The sequence below is a fragment of the Pseudomonas sp. PSKL.D1 genome (assembly GCF_028898945.1).
GTDB lineage: Bacteria > Pseudomonadota > Gammaproteobacteria > Pseudomonadales > Pseudomonadaceae > Aquipseudomonas.
In genome coordinates, this window is record NZ_CP118607.1 from 328114 (window position 1) to 352200 (window position 24087).

Here is a 24087-nt window from a genome sequence, read left to right on the forward strand (position 1 = left end):
GTCATGCCGGAATTACCTGAAGTCGAAACGACACGGCGCGGCATCGCCCCCCACCTGGAAGGGCAGCGCGTCAGCCGTGTGGTGGTGCGGGACAGGCGCTTGCGCTGGCCGATTCCTGAAGACCTGGATGTGCGTTTGTCCGGGCAGCGGATTGTCACTGTCGAGCGACGGGCGAAGTACCTGCTTATCAATGCCGAGGTGGGCACGCTGATCAGCCACTTGGGAATGTCGGGCAACCTGCGCCTGGTTGAAGTAGGGCTGCCGGCGGCCAAGCATGAGCATGTGGACATCGAGCTGGAGTCTGGCTTGATGCTGCGCTACACCGACCCGCGTCGTTTTGGTGCAATGCTTTGGAGCCTTGACCCACTCAACCATGAACTCTTGTTGCGCCTCGGGCCTGAGCCGCTGACCGACCTGTTTGACGGCGAACGGTTGTTCCAGCTGTCACGCGGACGGGTGATGGCCGTGAAGCCATTTATCATGGACAACGCAGTGGTGGTGGGTGTGGGCAATATCTATGCGACCGAGGCGCTGTTTGCTGCGGGGATTGATCCGCGGCGTGAAGCGGGTGGGATTTCCCGGGCTCGTTATCTGAAGCTGGCCATTGAAATCAAGCGTGTGCTGGCGGCGGCCATTGAGCAGGGCGGCACGACCTTGCGCGATTTCATTGGGGGCGACGGGCAGCCAGGTTACTTCCAGCAGGAGCTTTTTGTGTATGGCCGGGGTGGCATGCCGTGCAAGCTGTGCGGCACGACCTTACGCGAAGTGAAGCTGGGCCAGCGGGCCAGCGTGTTTTGCCCGCGCTGTCAGCGTTGACTGTGGGGGCCAATCGCGGATGAATCCGCTCCTACAAGACTGGCGCTGATCTTGTAGGAGCGGATTCATCCGCGACACGGGCGAAGCCCGTGCCACGCACCTTATTCCTTGCCGGTTATGCGCCGGTACTTGGCCATCAACTGCTCTTCAGTCTCCGGATGCGCTTCATCCAGCGGGATGCAGTCGACCGGGCAAACTTGCTGGCACTGTGGCTCGTCATAATGGCCCACGCACTGGGTGCACAGGTTAGGGTCGATCACGTAGATCTCTTCGCCTTGGGAGATAGCCTCGTTCGGGCACTCGGGTTCGCAGACGTCGCAGTTGATGCAATCGTCGGTGATGATCAGGGACATGGGGACTCCGGCCGGGGCTCCGCGCCCGGGCATGTTCAACGCAATGGGCACAATTGTGCCGCATTCGCGCCCGCAGTGCACGCGGGCGCGATAATCAGGCGCTAAAGGCTTACTTCTTGAATCGTTCGGTCAGCGCTTCGGCCACCGCTGGATGGACGAATTTGCTGATATCACCGCCCAGTGCAGCGATTTCACGCACCAAGGTCGAGGAAATGAACGAGTAACGCTCGGATGGCGTCAGGAACAGGCTCTCTACGTCGGGCGCCAGTTGCCGGTTCATGTTCGCCAGCTGGAATTCGTATTCGAAGTCCGACACTGCACGCAGGCCGCGCAGGAACACGTTGGCACCTTGTTCCTTGGCGAAGTGCGCTAACAGTGACGAGAAGCCGATGACTTCGACATTGGGCAGGTGCTTGGTGACCTCACGGGCCAGCGCTACCCGTTGTTCCAGCGGGAACAGGGGGTTTTTCTTCGGGCTGGCTGCCACCGCGATGATCACGTGGTCGAACAGGCGTGAGGCACGTTCGACCAGGTCGCCATGGCCTTTGGTAATGGGGTCGAAAGTACCCGGGTACAACACTCGGTTCATCGCGTCATCCTGGCTGGAGTGCGTTGGGGAGTCGGATGGTAGCGCAGCGATTGCGCCCGGCCAAGTCATGCGGCCGGCTGATGGCACTATAGACAGTGGGCGTATTTGTTGTCATGCACTCTGTGCCAGGCGGGTAATCAGGGCATCGGTGAGCTTTGCGCTGATGGCGTACACCGACAGTTGCGGGTTGGCACCGATGCTGGTGGGAAACAGCGAACCATCGTGGATCGACAAGTTTTCCAGCTGATGATGGCGGCCCAGGCTGTCGCAGACCGCTTGGCGGGGGTCGTCGCCCATAGGACAGCCACCCATCACATGGGCACTGCCAAGGCGGGTGCGGAACAGCTCCAGGCGCAGGCCGTCGATCATGGCCCGCGCGTTTTCCGGGTTGGCGGCGGGGCTGGCGTCGCTGTGCACGGGCGTGACGTGCGTGGCCCCGGCAGCAAACTGAATCTGCGCCATGTTGTGATAGGCGCGGCGAAGGCCATCGCGCAGGTAGTCGGTCACCGGGTAATCGAGCACGGGCGAGCCGTCGCCACGCAATTCCACCGTCCCTCCCTCGCTTTCAGGGTGAAAACCGTCCCGCAGCAGCGCCAGCATGACGTGGGTATGCGGCAGGTCGGCCATGCGCTGGGCATTTTCGTTGCCAAAGCCGCCCAGCAGGGTGCTGGCAAGGGCCGGGTGCAAGGGTGGCACTTCCAGTTTGTAGCCCACCGGGCCGTCCACGCCGCCCTGCCACTGGAAATGATCGCTGTAAATTGACTGCGGGGCGCCATAGTACGGATCGATGCGTTCTTCGAAACGTGCTGCGCTGAAGTTGACCAAGTGCAGGAACGTGCGCTTGCCCAGGCGGCCATGCGGGTCTGGCGCGGCAGAGCGCAGCAGCAGGGCCGGGCTGTTGATGCCGCCACCAGCGAGAATGAAGTGGCGCGCCTGCACTGAAATTGTCAGGCCAGTGGGCTGAATGCCTTGAGCATCCAGCGCCTGGCATTTCAACAGACTGATGCGTTCACCGTCGTGCTCGAAGCGTTCAGCGCGGGCCAGGTAAAGCAGCTCACCGCCCTGGTTGAGGGTGGCGGGTATGCGCGTTACCAGCATCGATTGCTTGGCGTTGACCGGGCAGCCCATGCCGCAGTAACCAAGGTTCCAGCAGCCACGTACGTTGCGTGGGATGACGGCCCAGCGATAGCCCAATTGTTCACAGCCTCGGCGCAGTACGTCGTTGTTGGCGTTTGGCGGCACAGCCCATGGGGTTATGCCCAGGTCTTGCTCGATACGTTCGAACCAGGGGCGTAGCTCGGTTTCGCTTAAGCCCGCGACGCTGTGAGCTGAAGCCCAGTGCGAAAGGGTGGGGGTTGGGGTGCGAAAGCTTGAGGTCCAGTTGACCAGCGTGGTACCGCCCACGGCCCGGCCCTGGAGGATCGTGATGGCGCCATCCTTACTCATTCTGCCCAGGCCCTCCTGATACAGGCTGGCATACGCCTCGTTTTCCAACAGGTGGAAGTCGCTGCTGGTCTTCAAGGGGCCTTCTTCGATCAGCAGCACTTTGAAGCCCGCGGCGCTGAGCATCTGAGCGCTGGTAGCACCGCCTGCGCCGCTGCCAATCACGGCGATATCGGCCTGCAGCGTGAGGTCTTGCTCCAGTCTGGAGCCATCGTAGGTAATCCAGCCGCGTTCGAGGCCTTGGCGAAACGGGTCGGTCACAGGCATTGAAAGTGCTCTTGTTGTTGTCGGTCAGATCTTGGGTGGGCCGGGATATCCGCAGGCAGCCCAAGCTTGCGGGCGTTCGTACCAGCTCATCTGCAGCAATTGCAGCAATGATGCATGGCCCATCCGCAGAAGGTTCAGCGAGCTGTCCTGCCAGCGCTGCAGAAAGGCAGCGATCTGCCCAGGCCGTGCCTGCTGCCATGCACCCCAGACGCCGGTCAAAGGCCCTCGGGTGAGCGGCAGGCTCAGCACATCCAGCAGTTGCCGGGTGAGTTTGAGCATCTCGGGCGACAGCGCTGCCAGTTTGTTGTCGAGGCTTTGCAACACAAGGTCTTCCTTGGCCGACGTGCCGGCCAGCACCACGGGGATGAGCGCCTGCAATACCGGCAAGTCATCGTCGCGCAGCACGCGGTAACCGGTGGCAGGCGTTTGAGCGGTACAGTCCACCAGGCTGGCACCTGCAAGAAAGACACTGGCACCCAGGCTGAAGCGCAGCAGATCGCGACGGTGCATGGTCGGCCCCTCAGCGGATGAACAGTTTGTAGACCAGGCGTTGCAAGGCCTTGCCATAGGGCGGGTAGATCAGCCGGGCGGCGTTGATGCGCTGTTTGGCGAGCACGGCCTTGGCCTTGCTGAAGGTCAGGAAACCTTCATGGCCATGGTAGTGCCCCATGCCTGACGGGCCGATGCCGCCGAATGGCAGGTCGTCCTGGGCAACATGCAACAGCGTATCGTTCAGGCACACACCGCCCGAATGGCTGTGGCGCAGCACATGTGCCTGCTCGGCACGGTCGTAGCCGAAGTAATACAAAGCCAACGGACGTGGGCGCTGGTTGATGTAGGCCAGGGCGCCATCAAGCGTGTCATACGGTACCAAGGGCAGCAGCGGGCCGAAAATTTCGTCCTGCATTACCAGCATGTCGTCATTCACTCCGGTGAGCAGATGCGGTGGCAGCCGCCGGCCCTGGCGGTTTTCGCTGGCATAAAGGTCGATTACATCAGCGCCTTTGTCCGCAGCGTCTTCCAGCAAGTGTTGCAGCCGTTGCTGTTGCCTGGCGTTGATGATCGCGCTGTAGTCAGGGTTGTCGGCGATGCGCGGGAACATGCGGTGGACGGCACGTTGGTAGGCATCGCTGAACGCGCCCAGGCGGTCGCGAGGCACCAGCACGTAATCGGGGGCGACGCAGGTCTGGCCGGCATTGAGGGTTTTGCCGAAGGCAATGCGCTCGGCTGCGCTGTCCAGCGGTACGCTCGCCGAGACAATGGCTGGCGACTTGCCACCCAGTTCCAGGGTCACGGGTGTCAGGTTTTGCGCCGCAGCCAGCATGACCTGGCGACCGACGCTGGTGGCGCCGGTGAACAGCAGGTGATCGAACGGTAGCCGGGCGAAGGCCTGGCCAACTTCCACTTCACCCAGTACTACATTTACCAAGTCTTGAGGGAACACCCTTTCTAGCATCGCCTTCAATACAAAGCCGGTGGCGGGCGTGGCCTCACTGAGCTTGAGCATGACCCGGTTGCCGGCAGCCAATGCGCAGGTCAGCGGGCCGATGGCGAGAAACAGTGGGTAGTTCCACGGCACGATGATGCCCACCACACCCAGCGGCTGATACTCCACGCGGGCGCTGGCCGGCTGGAAGGCCAGGCCGACGGCCCGTCTGGCAGGGCGCATCCAGCGCCGCAGGTGGCGTTCCGCGTGTCGGATGCCTTGAATCGAGGGCATCAGCTCGGCCAGCAGGGTTTCATCGGCGCTGCGGCCGCCGAAGTCAGCGTCAATGGCTTCGATCAGCCGCTGTTGACCTTCCAGCAGTGCCTCACGCAGGCTTTTCAGCCATTGCTGCCGTTGTGCCGCCGGTGGCATGGGGTTGCCGGCAAAAGCCCCGCGTTGGGCGGCGAACGCGGCGGTCAGGTCGATGTCGGAACGCGCAGGTGGCACGGCGAGGTTCGAATTCACGGCGGTTTTCCGTGTGGGCTGGAATGACTAGAGCATATACTCTAGTTTGTACCATGGTGCTACTTTTTCTGCCCGGCCAGACGGTGCATTCGCCGCGTATTACACCGTAAGATGAGCCATTACACACAGCCTGCAGACTGGGAGCTGAGCATGGCCCCGCGCATCAAGACCCGAGAGCGCATCGTGCAGAGCAGCCTTGAGCTGTTCAATCAACAGGGCGAACGTTGCGTCAGTACCAATCACATCGCCGCGTACATGGAAATTTCGCCCGGCAACCTCTACTACCACTTCCCCAACAAGCAGGCGATTATCGCTGTGCTGTTCAGCCAGTACGAAGAGCTGGTGGATAGCTTCCTGCGCCCGCCGCAAGGGCGCGCAGCCACGGTGGAAGACAAACGCTTCTACCTCAAGGCCTTGCTCGCCGCGATGTGGAACTACCGTTTTCTGCACCGTGATCTTGAGCACCTGCTGGAGAGCGACCCCGAGTTGGCAGCCCGCTATCGGCGCTTTTCCGAGCGCTGCCTGCATCAGGCACAGGCGATCTACCGCGGATTTGTCGATGCCGGCATCCTCGCCATGGAGCCAGCGCAGATCGAGTCGCTGACTATCAATGCCTGGATCGTGCTGACCTCTTGGGTACGTTTTCTCAGCACCACGCGCGAACATTCTGCGCACTTGGGTGAAGAAGCCTTCATGCGGGGCGTTTATCAGGTACTGGTGCTGGAGCTGGGTTACGTCACTGGCAAAGCCCGCAGCGCCGTGGATGCCCTGTGCCAGGAATTTCATGTTCCGTTCAATCAGGCCTTGGCCCATTAGGCCAGGGCCCTTGTGCCATCGATCAGGAGATTGTCATGCCCCTTGCGCCATTGATCACCCCACAGCAGTTGGCCGAGCGCCTGGACTCGCCCGCGTTGGTGATCCTCGACTGTCGTTTTGCCTTGGAGGATGTGGATTACGGCCAACGCAGCTATGCCCAGGGGCATATCGCCGGAGCGCACTTTGCCGACTTGGAGCGCGACCTGAGCAGCCCGGTGAACAAGGGCAAGACCGGGCGCCACCCGCTGCCCGACCCGCAGCGGCTGGCCGCACGTTTGCGCGAATGGGGCATGAACAACGACAGTGAAGTGGTGCTTTACGACGATGGCCCTGGCGCTTTCGCTGCCCGTGCGTGGTGGCTGCTGGCGTGGCTGGGCAAACGCAGCAACGTGGCCATCCTGGATGGTGGCCTGAAAGCCTGGCACGCCGCCCATCTGCCGCTGAGCCTGGATGCACCACCCAAGCGTGAAGGCTCGTTCACCGGAGAGCCGGATGCCAGCCTGCTGATTGACGCCAAGCACCTGGCCAACCGCCTTGGCGATCCGCAAATGACCTTGATCGATGCGCGCGCCTTGCCACGCTTCAGGGGTGAAGTGGAGCCCATCGACCCCATAGCCGGGCATATTCCGGGTGCGCAATGCGCCGCGTTTACCGACAACCTGGACGCCGACGGGCGTTTTCTGGCACCACAGCTGCTCAAGCAACGCTTCGCCGACAAACTTGCCGGTCGGTCGCCGGAGCATCTGGTGGCCTACTGTGGTTCGGGCGTGACGGCGTGCCATAACCTGTTTGCCCTGGCATTGGCTGGCTATCCACTCGGTAAGCTGTATGCCGGGTCGTGGAGTGAGTGGATCAACGACCCCCGGCACGGTGTAGCGACGGGCGAGTAGTGTTCAGCCCTCGATCAGCCACTGCGGAATCCGCCGTTCCAGGTAGTACCCCGGGTTTCGCAGGCTGCCGTCGACAAACCCCACATGCCCGCCGTGGCTCTGCAGCTCGAAATGCGTCTGCGGCGCCAGCTCGCTGGCGGTGGGCAGGCTGCCGATGCTGACGAACGGGTCGTCGACCGCGTGGATGATCAGCGTCGGCGTGCGATTTTCGCCCAGGAAAAAACGGCTGGATGACCGACGATAGTAATCGTGAACGTCCTTGAAACCATTGAGTGGTGCCGTCACCTTGCCATCGAAATCCCAGAAGGTGCGCAGGTTGCGCAGCGGCCCCAGGCGATCAATGGCGGCCAGGCTGTCGTGATGGCCTTGGGTTTGAAAATGCTTCTGTTTCGACTGCACATAGGCCAGCATCTCGCGCATGAAATGCGCCTGATAGACCTTGGAAAACCCCTGGCCGATACGGTCGGCACACTGGTCCAGGCGGAACGGCACCGAAACGGCTACGGCCGCCTCAAGCTGGCTGGACGCGCCACTTTCACCCAAGTATTTGAGCAGCACGTTACCGCCCAGCGAATAGCCCACGGCATACAGCGGTGCCAATGGCCGCTGGGCACGCAGGTGGGCGACGATTTCGGCCAGGTCTTCGCTGGCGCCGGAATGGTAGCTGCGCGCCAACAGGTTTGGCTCGCCTGAGCATCCGCGCCAGTTCACCGCCACGCTGGCCCAGCCACGGCTTTGCAGCGCCAATTGCAGGCCTTTCACATACGGTGAGTGGGAAGAGCCGGTCAGGCCATGCAGCACCAGCACCAGCGGTGCGTGAGGCTGGTGCGGCCCATGCCAGTCCAGGTCAAGAAAGTCGCCATCGGCCAGCCACAGGCGCTCCCGGTTGCGTTCAAGCGCAGGCAGTTTTCGCCAAAGTGGGCCCCACAGGGTCTGCAAGTGGGGGTTGGAGAGGCCGATGGCCGGGCGGAACGTAGCGGTGAGGCTGGGCATGCTGGGCGACTCGTGTTGTGCCTGCCTAGAGTGCCATGAAACACCGCTACTGTATGTGCGCTATTGGTCTGCCAAGTAGCCTTAGCCCCTTTGCCAAAGTGCGTAATGTACCTGACCGGTCTTTTTCTCGCGGTGCAGGCGCCAATTGCCCGGCATTTGCAACGTGGAGGGTGCGGCTTCGCTCTCGGTGTAAACCCAGGCCTGTTCACGTAGCCATTGGTTTTGCTCCAGCAGGTTGCAGGTGTTGGCCAGCAAGTCCTGGTGGAAGGGAGGATCGAGAAATACCACGTCGAACTGCTGCTTGGCTGGGTTTTGCAGGTAACGCAAGGCATCGGTTTGCAGAATCTGGCCACGCGGGCAGCGCAAAAGCTCAAGGTTGTTCTTCAGGTTGCTGATTGCCGCCGGGTTGCTGTCCAGCGCCACGGCATCCTCAGCCCCGCGAGACAGCGCTTCAAGCACCAGTGCGCCGCTGCCAGTGAACGCATCCAGCACTCGCGCACCTTCGATGTAGGGTGCCAGCCAGTTGAATAGCGTTTCGCGCACGCGGTCGGGCGTGGGGCGCAAGCCCTCGCCCTCCGGTACCGCCAGGCGACGGCTGCGCCACTCGCCGGCGATGATGCGCAGGTGGCCCTGGCCCTTGCTTTGGCCCTGTTGCGGGCGGGCTGGAGGGGTGGATCTAGGCATTAGTGCTCCGGTACGCCAAGCGGTTGCTCGGCGGGTTTGTCAGTGGGGGCTGGCAGCGGCTTCTGCGGCACCGTGGGGCCGACGGTGACGATCACCAGTTTGTCGGCGGCCAAATGCTTGTTCATGGCAGCTTTTACCTGCTCGACAGTCAGCGCCTGGGATTGCTGCATGAAATCTTCCAGCCAGGTCAGCGGCAGATTATAGAAGCCGATGGCGCCCAGTTGCCCGACAATACTGGCGTTGCTGGCATTGGACAGCGGGAAGCTGCCGGCCAGTTCGCGCTTGGCATCGTCCAGCTCCTGCTGGGTTGGGCCGTTTTTCAGGTAGTCGGCAAGAATACCTTGAACCAGCTTCAGCGTACCTTCGCTGAGTTCTGCGCGGGTTTGCAGGTTGATCATGAACGGGCCGCGTACCTGCATCGGGCTGAATACCGAGTATACCCCGTAAGTCAGGCCGCGTTTTTCCCGCACTTCACTCATCAGGCGAGTGCCAAAGGCGCCGCCGCCGAGGATCTGGTTACCCAGCGACAGGGCAGGCCAGTCCGGGTCCTGGCGGTCGATGCCCAGCTCTGCGAGCATCAGGTGGGTCTGCTTGGTGGGGAAGTCGATGTGGGTGGCGCCGGCCTTCGGTTCGGCCGGTTGGGCGGGCTTGGCCAGGGCCGGGCCTTTGGGCAGTGCGGCGGAAACCTGGGCGGCAATGGTTTCGGCTTCTGCGCGGCTGAGGTCGCCGACCAGCGCTATCACGGCATTGCCAGGGGTGTATGCCTTGGCGTGGAAAGCGCGCAGCTGCTCCAGAGTGATGCCCGGAATGCTTTCTGCGCTGCCATCGCTCGGGTGAGCGTAAGGGTGGTCGCCGTACAGTTTGCCGAACAGTGCCTTGCCGGCAATTTTGCCTGGGCTCTGCTTCTCATACTCGAAACCGGCCAGCAGCTGGTTCTTGATGCGCTTGAGGGCATCTTCCGGGAACGTCGGCTTGCCGGCCACTTCAGCGAACAGTTTGAGCGCGGGCTCACGCTTGTCCTTGGCGCTGAGGCTGCGTAGCGAAGCTACGGCCATGTCGCGGTAGGAGCCGTTGCCAAAGTCGGCGCCAAGGCCTTCGAAGCCTTCGGCGATGGCAGTTACATCTTTGCCTGCAACGCCCTCGTTAAGCATTGCGTTTGTCAGCGCGGCCAGCCCGGGGGTATTGCCGTCCTGGCTGCTGCCGGCAGCGAAGGTTACGCGCAAGTCGAACATCGGCAGTTCACGGGCTTCGACGAACAGCACGCGGGCGCCTTCGGCGGTTTGCCAGTTTTGAATGTTCAGCTGCCTACGGCTGGGGGCCTTGCCGTCCAGTTCGGCCAGCGATTGCAGGGTGTTGGCCGGGCGCGCTGCATTGCTGTCGGCTGCCGCATGGGCCGGGCTGGCCAGCGCGGTTGCCACGGTAACCACCAGTGCGATGATGCCCGTACCTAACAGGGTGTGGCGGGGTACGCTGCGATCACTCATGGGCGGCCTCCTCGGGCAAAACGTGGGCAACGCTGAGGCGTTCGCGGGTGAAATAGGTGCGTGCGGCATTCTGGATATCTTCGGGGGTGACGCGTTTGAGCTCATCCAGTTCGCTGTCGATCAGCTTCCAGGACAAGCCGACCGTCTCCAGCTGGCCAATGGTGGTGGCCTGGCTGCTGATGGAGTCGCGGTCGTAAACCAGGCCTGCAATTACCTGGGCGCGCACGCGCTCCAGCTCTTCGGCGCTGGGCGGGGTGGTCTTGAGTTCTTCGAGCAGTTGCCACACGCCTTTTTCCACATCAGCGAGGGTTTTCTGCTTTTGCACGTTTGGTGTGGCCGAAATCATGAACAGGCTGTCACCGCGGGTGAATGCGTTGTAGCCGGACGAGGCGCCTGCCACCAGTTCCTGGCCCCGCTCCAGGCGAGCGGGCAGACGGGCACTGTAGCCGCCGTCCAGCAAGGCTGAAATCAGCCGCAGGGCGTGGACGGTGCGCGGGTCCTTGGCGGTGGCAAGGCCGGGGACGTTAAAACCGTACAACAGGCTAGGCAGTTGAGTGCGCAGGTGCAAAGTCAGCTGGCGCAGGCCAGGCTCGGCAAGCTCGAGCGGCAGCTTGGCGGGCGGCACGGCGCGTTTGGGGATGCTGCCGAAATATTTCTGTGCCAGCGCTTTGACTTCGCTTTCGGTCACATCGCCAACTACCACCAACGTGGCGTTGTTCGGCGCGTACCAGGACTCATACCAGTGCCGCAGCTCTTCGACCTTCATGCGTTCAAGGTCCGCCATCCAGCCAATGGTGGGGGTATGGTAGCCGCTGGCAGGGTAGGCCATGGCGCGGAACAGCTCCAATGCCTTGCCGTTGGGCTGGTCGTCGGTGCGCAGGCGGCGTTCTTCCTTGATCACTTCGATTTCGCGGCTGAACTCATCGGCCGGCAGGCGCAAGCTGGCCAGGCGGTCGGCTTCCAGCTCCAGTGCGACGGGCAGGCGGTCGCGGGCGAGCACTTGGTAATAAGCGGTGTAGTCGTCGCTGGTGAAGGCGTTTTCCTCGGCGCCGAGGTCGCGCAAAATGCGCGAGGCCTCGCCGGGGCCGATCTTTGCGCTGCCCTTGAACATCATGTGTTCCAGCGCGTGGGAAAGGCCAGTCTGCCCCGGGGTTTCGTAGCTGGAGCCGACCTTGTACCAGATTTGCGAAACCACCACCGGCGCGCGGTGGTCTTCACGCACGACCACTTTAAGGCCGTTGTCGAGGATGAACTCGTGGGTGGGTTGCACATCGGCGGCCAGGGCCGCAAGCGGCAGGCAAAGCGTGCTGAGCAACAGGCCAGCGGCCCGGCGGGCTAGAGCATTCATACAATGTTTAACCTGTTCGGCGGCCCGCTGGTTTAGCGTCGACGGGCCAGGAGGTGCTAGGATACTGATCCGGTTGCCTGGCGACCATGCCTGTCGCCGCTCTGGCCCACAGGCCCATTAAGACAAAACATTGCGCATGAACCAGCCGGATTCAAAATAGTCTGTTCTGCGTTTAGAGAATTCCCGATGCGCCAGTGCTGGCCCATCGCTACCCTGAGATAGCCGTCTTCCATGTTTGGTTCCAACGACGACAAAAAAGCGCCTGCCGAGGCTGGCGAGAAAAAAGGCCTGTTCAGCTGGTTTCGCAAGAAGCCGCAGCAACCTGTCGCCGAACAGCCGCAAAGCCCTGAGCCACAGGCTGCCGAGCCGGTAGCGCCGCAGCCAGCCGTCGAGCAACCCGTTGCAGCTCCGGCTGAGCCGGTGGCCGAGGTTGTACCCGTGGTCAAGGCCCCGGAGCCGGAGATTGTGCAGCCTGGTGCTGCCCCGGAGCCAATCAAGCCTGTTGAGCCGGCCGTAGTTGCCGAGCCGATCCAGCCACCAGCGCCTGTTGCAATCCCGGAGCCAGTCAAGGCACCAGAGCCTGTTGCAGTCCCGGAGCCAGTCAAGGCACCAGAGCCTGTTGCAGTCCCGGAGCCAGTCAAAGCTCCAGAGCCTGTTGCTGCTGTGCAACCTGCCAGCACCCCCGTTGAACCGCCAGTCAGCAACCTGGTGCTGCCAGTCGCTGAAGAACCTGTCGCCCTGGTGCCGGACCTTGAGCCCATGGCTCCGCCAGCCATCCCTGAGCGTCCGGCGCCAGAGGCCGTTGCGCCTGTTGTTGCTGCCGAGCCGTCCAAGCCCGGTTTCTTCGCCCGTCTCAAGCAAGGCCTGTCGAAGACCAGCGCCAGCATCGGCGAAGGTATGGCCAGCCTGTTCATGGGCAAGAAGGCCATCGATGATGACCTGCTCGATGAAATTGAAACCCGATTGCTGACCGCAGACGTCGGTGTGGAGGCCACTTCGGCCATCGTGCAGAACCTGACCCAAAAAGTTGCCCGCAAGCAGCTTGCAGACGCTGAAGCGCTGTACAAGTCGCTGCAGGAAGAGTTGGCCGCACTGCTGCGCCCGGTGGAGCAGCCGCTGAAGGTCGAAGCTCAGAACAATCCCTACGTGATCCTCGTAGTGGGCGTGAACGGTGCAGGCAAAACCACCACCATCGGCAAGCTGGCCAAAAAACTGCAATTGGAAGGCAAGAAAGTCATGCTGGCTGCCGGCGATACCTTCCGTGCCGCTGCCGTGGAGCAATTGCAGGTATGGGGTGAGCGCAACCAGATCCCGGTGATTGCTCAGCACACCGGTGCCGACTCTGCCTCTGTCATTTTCGACGCCGTGCAGGCCGCCAAGGCCCGTGGCGCTGACGTGTTGATCGCCGACACCGCCGGCCGCCTGCACACCAAAGACAACTTGATGGAAGAGCTTAAAAAGGTTCGTCGTGTCATTGGCAAACTCGATGCCGAAGCCCCGCACGAAGTGCTGTTGGTGCTCGACGCCGGTACCGGCCAGAACGCCATCAGCCAGGCCAAGTACTTCAACCAGAGCGTTGAGCTGACCGGCCTGGCCTTGACCAAGCTGGACGGCACCGCCAAAGGCGGGGTGATCTTCGCCCTGGCCAAGCAGTTCAAGCTGCCGATTCGCTTTATCGGTGTCGGTGAAGGCATCGACGACCTGCGTACCTTCGAAGCCGAGCCGTTCGTCAAGGCTCTGTTCGCCGAGCGAGACTGACCATGATCCGATTCGAACAGGTTGCCAAGCGCTACCCAAACGGCCATGTCGGCTTGCATGAGCTGAGTTTTCGGGCCCGCCGTGGCGAATTCCTGTTCGTCACCGGCCATTCCGGCGCGGGCAAGAGCACCTTGCTGCGCCTGCTGCTGGCCATGGAGCGCCCGACCAGCGGCAAACTGATGCTGGCAGGGCAGGACCTGGGCCAGATCAGCAATGCGCAGATCCCGTTCCTGCGCCGACAAATCGGCGTGGTGTTCCAGAACCACCAGTTGCTGTTTGATCGCACGGTATTCAACAACATCGCGTTGCCACTGCAAATTCTCGGCTTGTCCAAGGCCGAAATCACCAAAAAGGTGGATTCGGCCTTGGAGCGTGTTTCCCTGTCTGACAAAGGCGACCTGTTCCCGGCGGACTTGTCCACCGGGCAGCAGCAACGCGTGGGCATTGCCCGTGCCATCGTGCACCAGCCGGCCTTGCTGCTGGCCGACGAGCCCACCGGTAACCTTGACCCGCGCCTGGCTGCCGAAATCATGGGCGTGTTCGAAGACATCAACCGCCTGGGGACCACGGTTCTGATTGCCAGCCACGACCTGGCACTGATCGCACGCATGCGCCATCGCATGCTCACCTTGCAGCGCGGCCGGCTTATCGGCGATGGGGAGGCCGGGCAATGAGCACCACACGTACACCAAAGGTTTCCGAGCGCGTCGCACCCAAGGCTGCAGACCCGCAGCCTGCAAAAAAGAAGCGCGGCGACCACGACGATGACGGCCCGGACTTCCGCACGCTGCTCAACGCCTGGCTGGAGAGCCATCGCGCCAGCCTGGCCGACAGCTTGCGCCGCCTGGGCAAGCAGCCGATCGGCAGCTTTTTCACCTGCCTGGTCATGGCGGTGGCGTTGAGCATGCCTATGGGCCTGTCGCTGTTGCTGAAGAACGTCGAGAAGCTCGGCGGCTCCTGGCAACGTGCGGCGCAGATTTCCCTGTACCTGAAGCTTGATGCCGGCAGCCGGGAAGGCGAGGCGCTGCGCGATGAAATCAAGGGTATGCCTGGCGTGGCAGACGCGTTGTACGTCAGCCGTGAACAGGCGTTGGAAGAGTTCCAGCAACAATCCGGGCTGGGCGAAGCGCTACGCGAACTGCCTGACAATCCGCTGCCTGGCGTGGTGGTGGTGACGCCGACCGAAGTCGACAAGCCGGCGCTGGAAGCGTTGCGCCAGCGCCTGTCGGAACTGGGGCATGTGGAAAACGCTCAACTTGATCTGGTTTGGGTAGAACGGCTGGCCGCCATCCTGAAGCTGGGCGATCGCTTCGTCTTCGGCCTGGCCGTCATGCTGATTTCCGCCCTGCTGTTAGTAATCGGTAACACAATTCGTCTACATATTGAAAACCGCCGCATCGAGATCGAAGTGATCAAGCTGGTAGGCGGCACCGACAGCTACGTGCGCAGGCCTTTCCTGTACATGGGGGCCTTGTATGGCCTGGGTGCGGGAGTGTTGGCGTGGGGCATTCTGGCATTCGGCCTGAACTGGCTGAATGAGGCCGTGGTAGGGCTGTCCGGGCTGTATGAGAGTGATTTTGCCCTGGGTGGCGTTCCTGCGTCCGATGGTCTGTCTCTCTTGATCGGAGCGGTGCTGTTAGGGTATATCGGTGCATGGATCGCGGTAGCCCGTCACCTGAACGAACTGGCACCACGATAGTTTTTACGTGCCAGCATTGACATTTTTTTCATTCAGGAACTTGTACCGTCGTTCCGGGTCAATGTTGGCAGCGCTCACAAGGCGCGAGTCTAGTAAGTCGGAGGTTCTTGAATGACCACATCGTTGCAACCTGCCTATGCCCTGGTTCCTGGTGCAAACCTTGAAGCCTACGTGCACACGGTCAACAGCATCCCGCTGCTGACTGTCGAGCAGGAGCGTGATCTGGCCGAGCGTCTCTACTATGAGCAGGATCTTGAGGCCGCTCGGCAAATGGTGATGGCCCACCTGCGTTTTGTCGTACACATCGCCCGTAGCTATGCAGGCTACGGGCTGGCTCAGGCTGACCTGATTCAGGAAGGCAACGTGGGCCTGATGAAAGCCGTCAAGCGCTTCAACCCCGAAATGGGCGTGCGCCTGGTGTCTTTCGCCGTGCACTGGATCAAGGCGGAAATCCACGAATTCATCCTGCGCAACTGGCGCATCGTCAAGGTGGCTACCACCAAGGCCCAGCGCAAGCTGTTCTTCAACCTGCGCAGCCAGAAGAAGCGCCTGGCCTGGCTGAACAATGATGAAGTGCATCGCGTGGCGGAAAGCCTGGGTGTAGAACCCCGTGAAGTGCGCGAAATGGAAAGCCGTCTCAGCGGGCAGGACATGGCCTTCGACCCGGCCGCCGAAGCGGATGACGACAGCGCCTTCCAGTCGCCTGCGCATTACCTCGAAGACCACCGCTATGACCCGGCTGTGCAGCTGGAAGATGCCGACTGGAGCGACAACTCCACCAGCAACCTGCATGTAGCCCTGCAGGGTCTGGACGAGCGTAGCCGCGACATTCTCTACCAGCGTTGGTTGGCCGAAGAGAAAGCGACGTTGCATGAGCTGGCTGACAAGTACAGCGTTTCGGCTGAGCGGATTCGCCAGCTTGAAAAAAATGCGATGAACAAGGTCAAGGCGTTGATCGCGGTCTGATCAAGCCAGGTTCCAATGGAAAGCCGCTGGCCTGATAGGGTGAGCGGCTTTTTGTTTTAGAGCTTGCGCGAGCTGTCCAGCTGCATCAGATAGCTCGGCCCGCCCAGCTGGCTCATCTGCCGGCGAATCCAACCCGCCCGGCTTGCGACATAGGTACTTGGCCGGCTGGCGCTCCATTTGATCGGGCTGGGCAGCACGGCCGCCAGCTGAGCCGCCTGCTGGCGGCTCAAGCGGCTGGCATCGACGCCAAAGTGGTACCGCGCTGCTGCCTGGGCGCCAAACACGCCTTTGCCCCACTCGGCGCTATTGAGGTAAACCTCAAGAATCCGCTCTTTCGACCAGAACAGCTCGATCAGCGCTGTGAACCAGGCTTCCAGCCCTTTGCGGAACCAGCTGCGCCCGGACCACAGGAACAAGTTCTTGGCCACTTGTTGGGTCAGGGTGCTGGCACCCCGAATGCTGCCGCCGCGCTCGTTGTACGCCAGTGCGGCTTGGATAGCCGGGATATCGAACCCCCAGTGGCTGGCGAACTTCTGGTCCTCGCCTGCGATGACCGCCACTTTGAGCTCGTCAGAGATGTTCTCCCATGGCTCCCAGTCCCGTTGCAGGTCGAGCGGCTCGCCGCTGACCCACGATTGCACCTTGCGCTCGACCATCAGTGCCGTGCCCGGTGGCGGCACCCAGCGAAACACCAGCACCAGCACGATGCTGCCAGCAGCAAACCAGAGCAGGGCGCGGGAAAGGCGGCGGATGAGGGATGACAACATGGCGATGGCTTGGCCGGACCGGTGGAACGGGCCATTATACAGACCCGATCCAAGGAGTCGTCCCATGCTTCGCAGCTTCCTGATGCTTGCCGCGTTTTTCGGCTTTACCGGTGTTGCCTTGGGCGCCTTCGCTGCGCACGGGCTGAAAAACCGGCTGACGGCCGATTACCTGGCCATTTTTCACACCGGCGTGACCTATCAGCTAGTCCATGCCTTGGCGATCTTCGGCGTTGCCGTTTTGTCCGCGCATATACCGGGCCGACTGGTGGGCTGGGCCGGTGGTCTGTTCGCCCTGGGTATCCTGCTGTTCTCCGGTAGCCTGTATCTGCTGACCCTCAGTGGCCTGGGCAAGCTGGGTATCATCACCCCTATTGGCGGCCTGTGCTTTCTGGCGGGCTGGTTTTGCCTGGGGCTGGCTGCCTGGCGGCTGGCTTGACCGAATGAGCAAGAAACAGGACAAGAGGTGCCCTGCAATCGTGTGAAAAATGTCCTACAAACGCTAGAATGCGGGCCCCCGAAAAAAATGGTGACCGTGCGCATGCGCATCCAATTGAACGGTGAACCCTTTGAATTGCCCGCAGGCGAAAGCGTTGCGGCCCTGTTGGCGCGCCTGGACCTGACCGGGCGCCGTGTTGCGGTGGAACTCAACCTGGATATCGTGCCGCGCAGCCAGCACGAGAGCACGCCGCTCAATGAAGGCGACCAGGTCGAAGTGGTCCACGCCATCGGCGGCGGCTAACCCCTGCCGGCCATTTACACGCAAGCCCCGCAACCTTTTCCCGAGGAACCACGATGAGCAACGTTCGTAGCGACAAGCCCTTCACTCTGGCCGGGCGTACTTTCCAGTCGCGCCTGCTGGTCGGTACCGGCAAGTACCGTGACATGGAAGAAACCCGCCTGGCCATTGAGGCATCGGGCGCTGAAATCGTCACTGTTGCCGTGCGCCGCACCAACCTCGGCCAGAACCCGGGCGAGCCGAACCTGCTCGACGTGCTGCCGCCGGACCGCTACACCATTTTGCCCAACACCGCCGGTTGCTATGATGCGGTCGAGGCCGTGCGCACCTGCCGCCTGGCCCGTGAACTGCTGGATGGCCACAACCTGGTCAAACTGGAAGTTCTAGCCGACCAGAAAACCCTGTTCCCTAACGTGATCGAAACCCTCAAGGCCGCTGAAGTGTTGGTCAAAGACGGTTTCGACGTCATGGTCTACACCAGCGATGACCCGATCATCGCCCGTCAGCTGGCAGAAGCCGGTTGCATCGCCGTCATGCCGTTGGCTGGCCTGATCGGTACAGGCCTGGGCATCTGCAACCCCTACAACCTGCAGATCATCCTGGAAGAGTCCAAGGTGCCAGTACTGGTTGATGCCGGTGTGGGTACCGCGTCCGATGCCACCATCGCGATGGAAATGGGCTGTGAGGCGGTGCTGATGAACTCCGCCATTGCCCACGCCCAGCAGCCGGTGCTGATGGCCGAAGCCATGAAGCACGCCATCGTCGCAGGCCGCATGGCCTACCTGGCCGGGCGTATGCCGAAGAAACTCTATGCCAGCGCATCTTCGCCGCTGGATGGTCTGATCAAGTAAGAGCTCCTGATGACTGAATCGCACGATACGCCGACCACCACCGACGGCGACGCACGCCCCCACCGCCGCATCAAAAGCTTCGTGATGCGCGCAGGGCGCATGACCGAAGGCCAGCAACGCGGCCTGGACCAGGGCGGCCCGCTTTACATCCTGCCGCTGGCCGACAGCCCGGTGGATTACGACCAGGTGTTTGGTCGTTCGGCCCCGCGTACCCTGGAGATCGGCTTTGGTATGGGCCACTCCTTGCTGGAGATGGCTGCTGCCTCGCCAGAGCTGGACTTCATCGGTGTGGAAGTACACCGCCCGGGCGTTGGTGCGCTGCTCAACGGCGTGCTGACCCAAGGTTTGAAGAACCTGCGCGTGTATGACTGCGATGCCATCGAAGTGCTCAACCGCTGCGTGGCCGACAACAGCCTTGACCGGCTGATGCTGTTCTTCCCCGACCCCTGGCACAAGGCGCGTCACCACAAGCGTCGTATCGTGCAGCTGGAGTTCGCCGAACTGGTACGGCGCAAGCTCAAGCCGGGCGGTGTGTTCCACATGGCTACCGACTGGGAACCGTATGCCGAGTACATGCTGGAAGTGATGAGCGCGGCGCCCGGCTATCGCAACCAGGCGGCTGATGGCACTTACGTTCCACGCCCGGAAGAGCGCCCGATCACCAAGTTCGAGCGCCGTGGTGAGCGCTTGGGGCATGGGGTTTGGGATTTGAAGTTCGAGAAGGTGGATTGATCGGCTGAATTAGCCTTTCGATGTGCTGACTGCGAAATACAGGCAAAAAAAACCGCTCTCAAAAGAGCGGTTTTTTGTGTGAGCGGCAGGACTGAGTATCCTCCACTCTGGGACTTCACCGAAAACCCCCACACAGTCAGTGGATCATAAGTAGCCCGATCAGGCGGGTCAATGGTAAGAAATATCTAGCATCATGTGTGTCGGAGTGGTTAACAGCCTCGGCCGCGGATCCCAAGTATCATCGCGCTGCTCCTGTTTGGATGATTTCGGTGATGGGCCGGGTAGGCTAAGAATTTTGCTTTCCGGCCCCTTCGACACGGCCTGAGAACCGTGCCGGCGACTTTGTTCGAAGGGCCATTGACCTGGCCACTTCACCGAATACCTCCACACGGTTTTCGAAGGCATCGAAGCGCCGGTTAGATGCTGGAAGATTGGCCCGCCAATACGGAGGCCAAGGCATATGAAGCGTTTGCTTGATGCGCTGAGCCGCGTCTGGAAGCTCGTTCGAATCTTGACTGTGCTCAAGACCGCACGAGACCTCATGCGCGATCACTTCGATGATGCCCAATAAGGGCTAGTCAGGTGGTGGAGCTGCCCTGGTTCACCGGGGCAGCTTTTAGCAAGCCCTACCCGCGGCGATCAGCCACCACTCCGATCAACACCAGCACCACCAAAAGCACCGGTGCCAGCGCGTAATTGTTGAACTGGCTCAACCCCTTCACCACCCACGGCGTGGCATAGATCAGCGCCGCACCACTGCCGATCATCACCAGCAGGGCCATGAACGGCACGCGCAGCGCGCCAGCCAAACCGCCCAGGCGTTGTTCCACCCAGCCTTTGATATCGGTGCCGAACAGCACCAGCAAGCAGCCCACCAAAGCCAGGGAAATCTCTGACAGGTTGCTACGGCTCCAGCGGGAAACCGTAGCCAGCAGATCAAGTACCAGATCCATGGGTCATCCTTAGGTCAAGAAATACTGCAGCAAGTCATTGAGGAACAGTTGGCCCCGTGGGGTTGCCACCAACCGATCCGGTTCGACCTGCAAAAGGCCCTTTTGTTCGGCGGCGCGGCGCGCTTCGGCCAGTTGCGCCAGCGGTAAACCCGTCCTCTCGCTGAAGAGCTGGGCTTCCACGCCATCGGTGAGGCGCAGGGCGTTCATCAGGAACTCGAACGGCAGCTCGTCCACCGGCAGCAGTTTTTCGCCGGCCTTGAACGGCTTGGCCAGGTTCAGGTAGTCCTTGGGCAGGCGGGTCTTCCAGGTGCGCAGGATACGGCCATCGGCGAAGGTCAGTTTGCCGTGGGCACCGGCACCGATGCCGATGAAATCGCCAAAGCGCCAGTAGTTCAGGTTGTGCCGGGCAGCGCGGTCCTGCTGTGCATAGGCAGACACTTCGTACTGCCTGAAACCATTGGCGGCCATCAGCGCCTGGCCAGCCTCCTGGATGTCCCAAAGGATGTCGTCTTCGGGCAGCTCTGGCGGCTGGTTCCAGAACACCGTGTTCGGCTCCACGGTCAGCTGGTACCAGGACAGGTGGGTCGGCCCCAGGTCGATGGCTTGGCGCAAATCGCCGAGAGCGTCGTCCAGCGACTGGTCTGGCAGGCCGTGCATCAGGTCGATGTTGAAGTTGTCGAACCCTGCCGCCCGCGCCATGCCGGCTGCACGTACGGCTTCGTCGCCGTTGTGGATGCGACCCAGCGCTTCCAGCTTGGCGGGTTGGAAGCTTTGCACACCAATGGACAGGCGATTGATGCCGGTCTGTCGATAGGCCTTGAACTTCTCCTGCTCGAAGGTGCCCGGGTTGGCTTCGAGGGTAATCTCGATGTCCGGCGCAAACGGGATGCGCTGCTCGACGCCGCGCAGCAGGCGGCCAAGGGCGTTGGCGCTGAACAGGCTCGGGGTGCCACCGCCAAAGAAGATCGAGCTGATGGGCCGGCCCTGAACGGCGACCAGCTCCTGATCTAGGTCGGTCAGCAGGGCGTCGACATAGGCCTCTTCCGGCAGCTCAGGCCCGGCGGCGTGGGAATTGAAGTCGCAGTAAGGGCATTTGCGCACGCACCACGGGATATGAATGTACAGCGCCAGTGGCGGGAGTGCGGACAACATGTCGGTCATGCCAGGCCCAGGCGTTGACGCAGCAGGGCCATGGCGCGGGCGCGGTGGCTGAGCTGGTTCTTGTCGGCCGGGGTCAGGTCGGCGCTGGAGCATTCACGCTCCGGCACCCAGAACAGCGGGTCGTAGCCAAAGCCATGTTCGCCGCTGGCCTGGAACATGATGCGCCCGTGCCACAAGCCTTCGCACAGGATCGGCAGCGGGTCGTCGGCATGGCGCACCAGCGCCAGCACGCAGACAAACTGGGCGCCACGCTGGTCTTCAGGTACGTCCTTGAGCGCTTCGAGCAGCTTGGCATTGTTCGCCGCGTCGCCTTTGCCGTCGGCATAGCGGGCCGAGTAGATGCCCGGTGCACCGCCAAGGAAGTCCACCGCCAGGCCCGAATCGTCCGCCAGCGCCGGCAAGCCGGACAAGCGTGCGGCATTGCGGGCCTTGAGGATGGCGTTTTCCACGAACGACAGGCCGGTTTCTTCAGGCTCTACCTGGCTGAATTCACCCACCGAGCGCAGTTGAACGGAGCCGCCGAGCATGGCCTGCAGCTCTTTGAGCTTGCCAGCATTGTGACTGGCCAATACGAGTTGCTGAAAATTCATCATTCGCCTGGGAATACTTCTTGATTGAAACTGAGTTTATGGCTGACACCGCCGGTTTCGACATTCAGTTCGAAGGTCAGGGTTTCGGCCTGTTCGATCTTGAACTGGGCGATGTAGTACACCGCGCCCTGATCGGTAATCTGCTTGAACGAAAGGCGGCTCTCACGCCCGGTCAGGTCTTTTACAGCGCCACTGACCACCGCCATGGCGGGTTTGCCGCCCTTGAGCACGGCAATGTTGAGCACGCCCTGATTTTTGCTGCGAGTAAGCCCGGTGGCTGCAGCCACGTCGGGCTGCAGCATGCTGGAGGTGAAGGCACTGTAGTGCACCGTCACATCGCCGAAAACTTCCTTGCGCTCGGGTTTGGCGGCATCGGCAGCCAGTACCGGCAGGGCCAGGCACAGGCTGATCAGGAACAAGGCAAGGCGACGCATGGTGCAATTCCTCCGGTGGAGTTCAGACCGCCAGCTGGTGCTCCTGCAGGCCGGGGCTGCTGACGCGGTAAATACCGATTTCACCTAGAAGATTAGGCCAAAGCCGCCCGCCCCACCCGTTGCGGTGCAGGTGGTCGACGGCCAGGCGGTCCAGCACCTTCGCGCGGCGCTCGTGGCACAGCTCTTCGAAGTCGGCGAAGGTGCAGAAGTGAATGTTCGGCGTGTTGTACCAGGTGTACGGCATGAAGTCGGAAACCGGCATGCGCCCCTTGGTGGCCAAGTACCAGCGGCAGCGCCAGTGGCCAAAGTTGGGGAAGGTGATGATGCACTGGCGGCCAACCCGCAGCATCTCGTCCAGGATGCGGTCGGGGTACTCAACGGCCTGCAGGGCCTGGGTCATGATGACCACATCGAAGCTGTTGCTGGCGAAGTTGCCCAGGCCTTTGTCCAGGTCCTGTTCGATCACGTTGACGCCCTTCGCCACGCACGCAGCGATGTTGTCGGGGTCGATTTCCAGGCCGTAGCCGGTAACCTGCTTGCGATCACGCAGCGAAGCCAGCAGCTCGCCACTGCCGCAGCCCAGGTCGAGTACCCGGCTGCCGGCGGGGATCCAGTCGTGGATGATTTCCAGATCGGCTCTCATGCTGTCCTCAGATGGCGATGCGGTTCATGTAGTTCGCGAAACCTTGCATGTAGCGAGGCGTTGGGATCAGGAAGGCATCGTGGCCATAAGGCGAGTCGATCTCCAGGTAACAGACGTTTTTGCGCGCCGCCATCAGGGCGTCGACGATTTCCCGCGAGCGAGCCGGGGAGAAACGCCAGTCGGTCGTGAACGACATGATGCAGTAGTCTGCCGTGACATGGGCCAAGCTGGCGGCAAGGTCGCCATCGTTTGCCGCGGCCGGGTCGAAGTAGTCCAGGGCCTTGGTCATCAGCAGGTAGGTGTTGGCGTCGAAGCGGCCGGAAAACTCCTCGCCCTGATAGCGCAGGTAGCTCTCGACCTGGAACTCGACGCTGTGGAAGTCGTAGTTGAGTTTGTCGCTCTTCAGTTCGCGGCCGAATTTTTCACCCATCGAGTCATCCGACAGGTACGTGATGTGGCCAACCATGCGGGCCAGCATCAGGCCGCGCTTGGGGATCACGCCCTGGTCCTGGAACGAGCCACCGTGGAACTCGGGGTCGGTCAGGATGGCCTGGCGCGCCACTTCGTTGAACGCAATGTTTTGCGCGGACAGCTTGGGCGCCGAGGCAATGTCGACGCAATGGCGCACACGGTCCGGGTAGGTGATGGTCCACTGCAGCGCCTGCATGCCGCCGAGGCTGCCGCCGACAATGGCAGCCCATTGGCCGATGCCGAGGCGGTCGGCCAGGCGAGCCTGGCTGTGCACCCAGTCTTCCACGGTGAGTACCGGGAAGTCGGCACCGTAGGGCTTGTCGGTAGCCGGGTTGACGCTGCTTGGGCCAGTGCTGCCATTGCAGCCGCCGAGGTTGTTCAGGCTGACCACGAAGAAGCGGTTGGTATCGATCGGCTTGCCGGGGCCGATGCAGCTGTCCCACCAGCCCGGCTTGCGGTCGGTGGCAGCGTGGTAGCCAGCGGCATGATGATGGCCAGACAGGGCATGGCAAATCAGCACGGCATTGCTCGCGCTGGCATTGAGGGTGCCATAGGTCTCGTAGACCAGCTCATAGCTGGCCAGCGAACGGCCACAGGCCAGGGCCAGCGGTTCATCGAACCGGGCGGTTTGCGGTGTAACCAGACCGACGGAATCTTCGGGAAGGACAGTGGACATCGACCCTGCTCACGCT

At 61.9% G+C, this 24087-nt stretch carries 26 protein-coding genes and 1 pseudogene; 11 read left to right on the forward strand and 16 right to left on the reverse strand.

Going from position 1 to position 24087, the window contains the following annotated elements; all coding sequences use genetic code 11:
- Positions 1–3: 3 nt before the first annotated feature.
- Entirely contained in the window at positions 4–816 is an 813-nt protein-coding gene (gene mutM, locus PVV54_RS01330) for a bifunctional DNA-formamidopyrimidine glycosylase/DNA-(apurinic or apyrimidinic site) lyase (RefSeq protein ID WP_274908236.1), read from the forward strand.
- 101 nt (positions 817–917) lie between these two features.
- Here mutM and PVV54_RS01335 read toward each other — a convergent pair whose 3' ends face one another.
- The 5 genes from PVV54_RS01335 to PVV54_RS01355 form a co-directional block, all read right to left on the reverse strand.
- Positions 918–1169, reverse strand: coding sequence for a YfhL family 4Fe-4S dicluster ferredoxin (locus PVV54_RS01335; protein ID WP_274908237.1), 252 nt, complete (start codon positions 1167–1169; stop codon positions 918–920).
- Between the two features lie 109 nt (positions 1170–1278).
- The gene (coaD, locus tag PVV54_RS01340) at positions 1279–1758 is read right to left on the reverse strand and encodes a pantetheine-phosphate adenylyltransferase (protein WP_274908238.1); all 480 of its coding nucleotides are present in this window, start codon (positions 1756–1758) and stop codon (positions 1279–1281) included.
- A 111-nt stretch (positions 1759–1869) separates the two neighbouring features.
- A complete protein-coding gene (locus PVV54_RS01345; protein ID WP_274908239.1) occupies positions 1870–3468 on the reverse strand; it encodes a GMC family oxidoreductase in 1599 nt (532 codons plus the stop codon).
- Between the two features lie 24 nt (positions 3469–3492).
- A complete protein-coding gene (locus tag PVV54_RS01350; RefSeq protein ID WP_274908240.1) occupies positions 3493–3978 on the reverse strand; it encodes a twin-arginine translocation pathway signal protein in 486 nt (161 codons plus the stop codon).
- A 10-nt stretch (positions 3979–3988) separates the two neighbouring features.
- Positions 3989–5419: a coniferyl aldehyde dehydrogenase gene (locus PVV54_RS01355; protein ID WP_274908241.1), complete on the reverse strand. Its 1431-nt coding sequence runs from the start codon at positions 5417–5419 to the stop codon at positions 3989–3991.
- Positions 5420–5569: 150 nt separating this feature from the next.
- On the opposite strand from PVV54_RS01355, the gene PVV54_RS01360 reads away from it, so the two are divergent.
- Positions 5570–6235: a TetR/AcrR family transcriptional regulator gene (locus PVV54_RS01360; protein ID WP_274908242.1), complete on the forward strand. Its 666-nt coding sequence runs from the start codon at positions 5570–5572 to the stop codon at positions 6233–6235.
- A gap of 35 nt (positions 6236–6270) precedes the next feature.
- Complete coding sequence (locus tag PVV54_RS01365; RefSeq protein WP_274908243.1) at positions 6271–7125, forward strand: sulfurtransferase; 855 nt, start codon at positions 6271–6273, stop codon at positions 7123–7125.
- Positions 7126–7128: 3 nt separating this feature from the next.
- Here PVV54_RS01365 and PVV54_RS01370 read toward each other — a convergent pair whose 3' ends face one another.
- From PVV54_RS01370 to PVV54_RS01385, 4 genes and pseudogenes are all read right to left on the reverse strand, one after another.
- Complete coding sequence (locus tag PVV54_RS01370) at positions 7129–8118, reverse strand: hydrolase (RefSeq protein WP_274908244.1); 990 nt, start codon at positions 8116–8118, stop codon at positions 7129–7131.
- 81 nt (positions 8119–8199) lie between these two features.
- Positions 8200–8802 (reverse strand): 16S rRNA (guanine(966)-N(2))-methyltransferase RsmD, encoded by a 603-nt coding sequence (gene rsmD, locus PVV54_RS01375; RefSeq protein ID WP_274908245.1) that lies wholly within the window; start codon positions 8800–8802, stop codon positions 8200–8202.
- A pseudogene (locus tag PVV54_RS01380) lies at positions 8802–10154 on the reverse strand (M16 family metallopeptidase); the annotation flags it as partial. The gene rsmD and the pseudogene PVV54_RS01380, both read right to left, overlap by 1 nt.
- A 124-nt stretch (positions 10155–10278) precedes the next feature.
- Positions 10279–11634, reverse strand: a complete 1356-nt coding sequence (locus PVV54_RS01385) for a M16 family metallopeptidase (protein WP_274908247.1) — start codon at positions 11632–11634, stop codon at positions 10279–10281.
- Positions 11635–11865: 231 nt separating this feature from the next.
- On the opposite strand from PVV54_RS01385, the gene ftsY reads away from it, so the two are divergent.
- The 4 genes from ftsY (at position 11866) to rpoH (ending at position 16057) form a co-directional block, all read left to right on the forward strand.
- Positions 11866–13392: a signal recognition particle-docking protein FtsY gene (ftsY, locus tag PVV54_RS01390; RefSeq protein ID WP_274908248.1), complete on the forward strand. Its 1527-nt coding sequence runs from the start codon at positions 11866–11868 to the stop codon at positions 13390–13392.
- Positions 13393–13394: 2 nt separating this feature from the next.
- The gene (gene ftsE / locus PVV54_RS01395; protein WP_274908249.1) at positions 13395–14066 is read left to right on the forward strand and encodes a cell division ATP-binding protein FtsE; all 672 of its coding nucleotides are present in this window, start codon (positions 13395–13397) and stop codon (positions 14064–14066) included.
- Positions 14063–15091: a permease-like cell division protein FtsX gene (ftsX, locus tag PVV54_RS01400; protein WP_274908250.1), complete on the forward strand. Its 1029-nt coding sequence runs from the start codon at positions 14063–14065 to the stop codon at positions 15089–15091. The genes ftsE and ftsX overlap by 4 nt, the downstream gene beginning before the upstream one ends.
- A gap of 111 nt (positions 15092–15202) precedes the next feature.
- Positions 15203–16057, forward strand: a complete 855-nt coding sequence (rpoH, locus tag PVV54_RS01405) for an RNA polymerase sigma factor RpoH (RefSeq protein WP_274908251.1) — start codon at positions 15203–15205, stop codon at positions 16055–16057.
- A gap of 56 nt (positions 16058–16113) precedes the next feature.
- Here rpoH and mtgA read toward each other — a convergent pair whose 3' ends face one another.
- Positions 16114–16824: a monofunctional biosynthetic peptidoglycan transglycosylase gene (gene mtgA / locus PVV54_RS01410; protein ID WP_274908252.1), complete on the reverse strand. Its 711-nt coding sequence runs from the start codon at positions 16822–16824 to the stop codon at positions 16114–16116.
- A gap of 64 nt (positions 16825–16888) precedes the next feature.
- Between mtgA and PVV54_RS01415 the strand changes: the two genes are divergently transcribed.
- The 4 genes from PVV54_RS01415 (at position 16889) to trmB (ending at position 19143) form a co-directional block, all read left to right on the forward strand.
- Positions 16889–17260: a DUF423 domain-containing protein gene (locus PVV54_RS01415; RefSeq protein ID WP_274908253.1), complete on the forward strand. Its 372-nt coding sequence runs from the start codon at positions 16889–16891 to the stop codon at positions 17258–17260.
- 102 nt (positions 17261–17362) lie between these two features.
- Positions 17363–17563 carry a sulfur carrier protein ThiS gene (thiS, locus tag PVV54_RS01420; RefSeq protein ID WP_274908254.1) on the forward strand — a complete coding sequence of 67 codons (201 nt, stop codon included), beginning with the start codon at positions 17363–17365 and terminating at the stop codon, positions 17561–17563.
- A gap of 53 nt (positions 17564–17616) precedes the next feature.
- Entirely contained in the window at positions 17617–18411 is a 795-nt protein-coding gene (locus PVV54_RS01425; RefSeq protein ID WP_008092966.1) for a thiazole synthase, read from the forward strand.
- Positions 18412–18420: 9 nt separating this feature from the next.
- Complete coding sequence (gene trmB / locus PVV54_RS01430; protein WP_274908255.1) at positions 18421–19143, forward strand: tRNA (guanosine(46)-N7)-methyltransferase TrmB; 723 nt, start codon at positions 18421–18423, stop codon at positions 19141–19143.
- 626 nt (positions 19144–19769) lie between these two features.
- On the opposite strand, the gene PVV54_RS01435 is transcribed toward trmB, so the two are convergent.
- Genes PVV54_RS01435 through metX form a run of 6 tightly spaced genes read right to left on the reverse strand, consistent with a single transcriptional unit; the run spans position 19770 to position 24071 of the window.
- Positions 19770–20096, reverse strand: coding sequence for a DUF3392 domain-containing protein (locus tag PVV54_RS01435; protein WP_003257821.1), 327 nt, complete (start codon positions 20094–20096; stop codon positions 19770–19772).
- 9 nt (positions 20097–20105) lie between these two features.
- Positions 20106–21257: a radical SAM family heme chaperone HemW gene (gene hemW / locus PVV54_RS01440; protein ID WP_274908256.1), complete on the reverse strand. Its 1152-nt coding sequence runs from the start codon at positions 21255–21257 to the stop codon at positions 20106–20108.
- The gene (gene rdgB / locus PVV54_RS01445; RefSeq protein ID WP_274908257.1) at positions 21254–21850 is read right to left on the reverse strand and encodes an RdgB/HAM1 family non-canonical purine NTP pyrophosphatase; all 597 of its coding nucleotides are present in this window, start codon (positions 21848–21850) and stop codon (positions 21254–21256) included. Before rdgB ends, hemW begins: the two co-directional genes overlap by 4 nt.
- Positions 21847–22281, reverse strand: coding sequence for a DUF4426 domain-containing protein (locus tag PVV54_RS01450; protein WP_274908258.1), 435 nt, complete (start codon positions 22279–22281; stop codon positions 21847–21849). Before PVV54_RS01450 ends, rdgB begins: the two co-directional genes overlap by 4 nt.
- 22 nt (positions 22282–22303) lie before the next feature.
- Positions 22304–22924 (reverse strand): methionine biosynthesis protein MetW, encoded by a 621-nt coding sequence (gene metW, locus PVV54_RS01455; RefSeq protein ID WP_110632944.1) that lies wholly within the window; start codon positions 22922–22924, stop codon positions 22304–22306.
- A 7-nt stretch (positions 22925–22931) separates the two neighbouring features.
- Positions 22932–24071: a homoserine O-succinyltransferase MetX gene (metX, locus tag PVV54_RS01460; protein WP_274908259.1), complete on the reverse strand. Its 1140-nt coding sequence runs from the start codon at positions 24069–24071 to the stop codon at positions 22932–22934.
- Between the last annotated feature and the right edge of the window lie 16 nt (positions 24072–24087).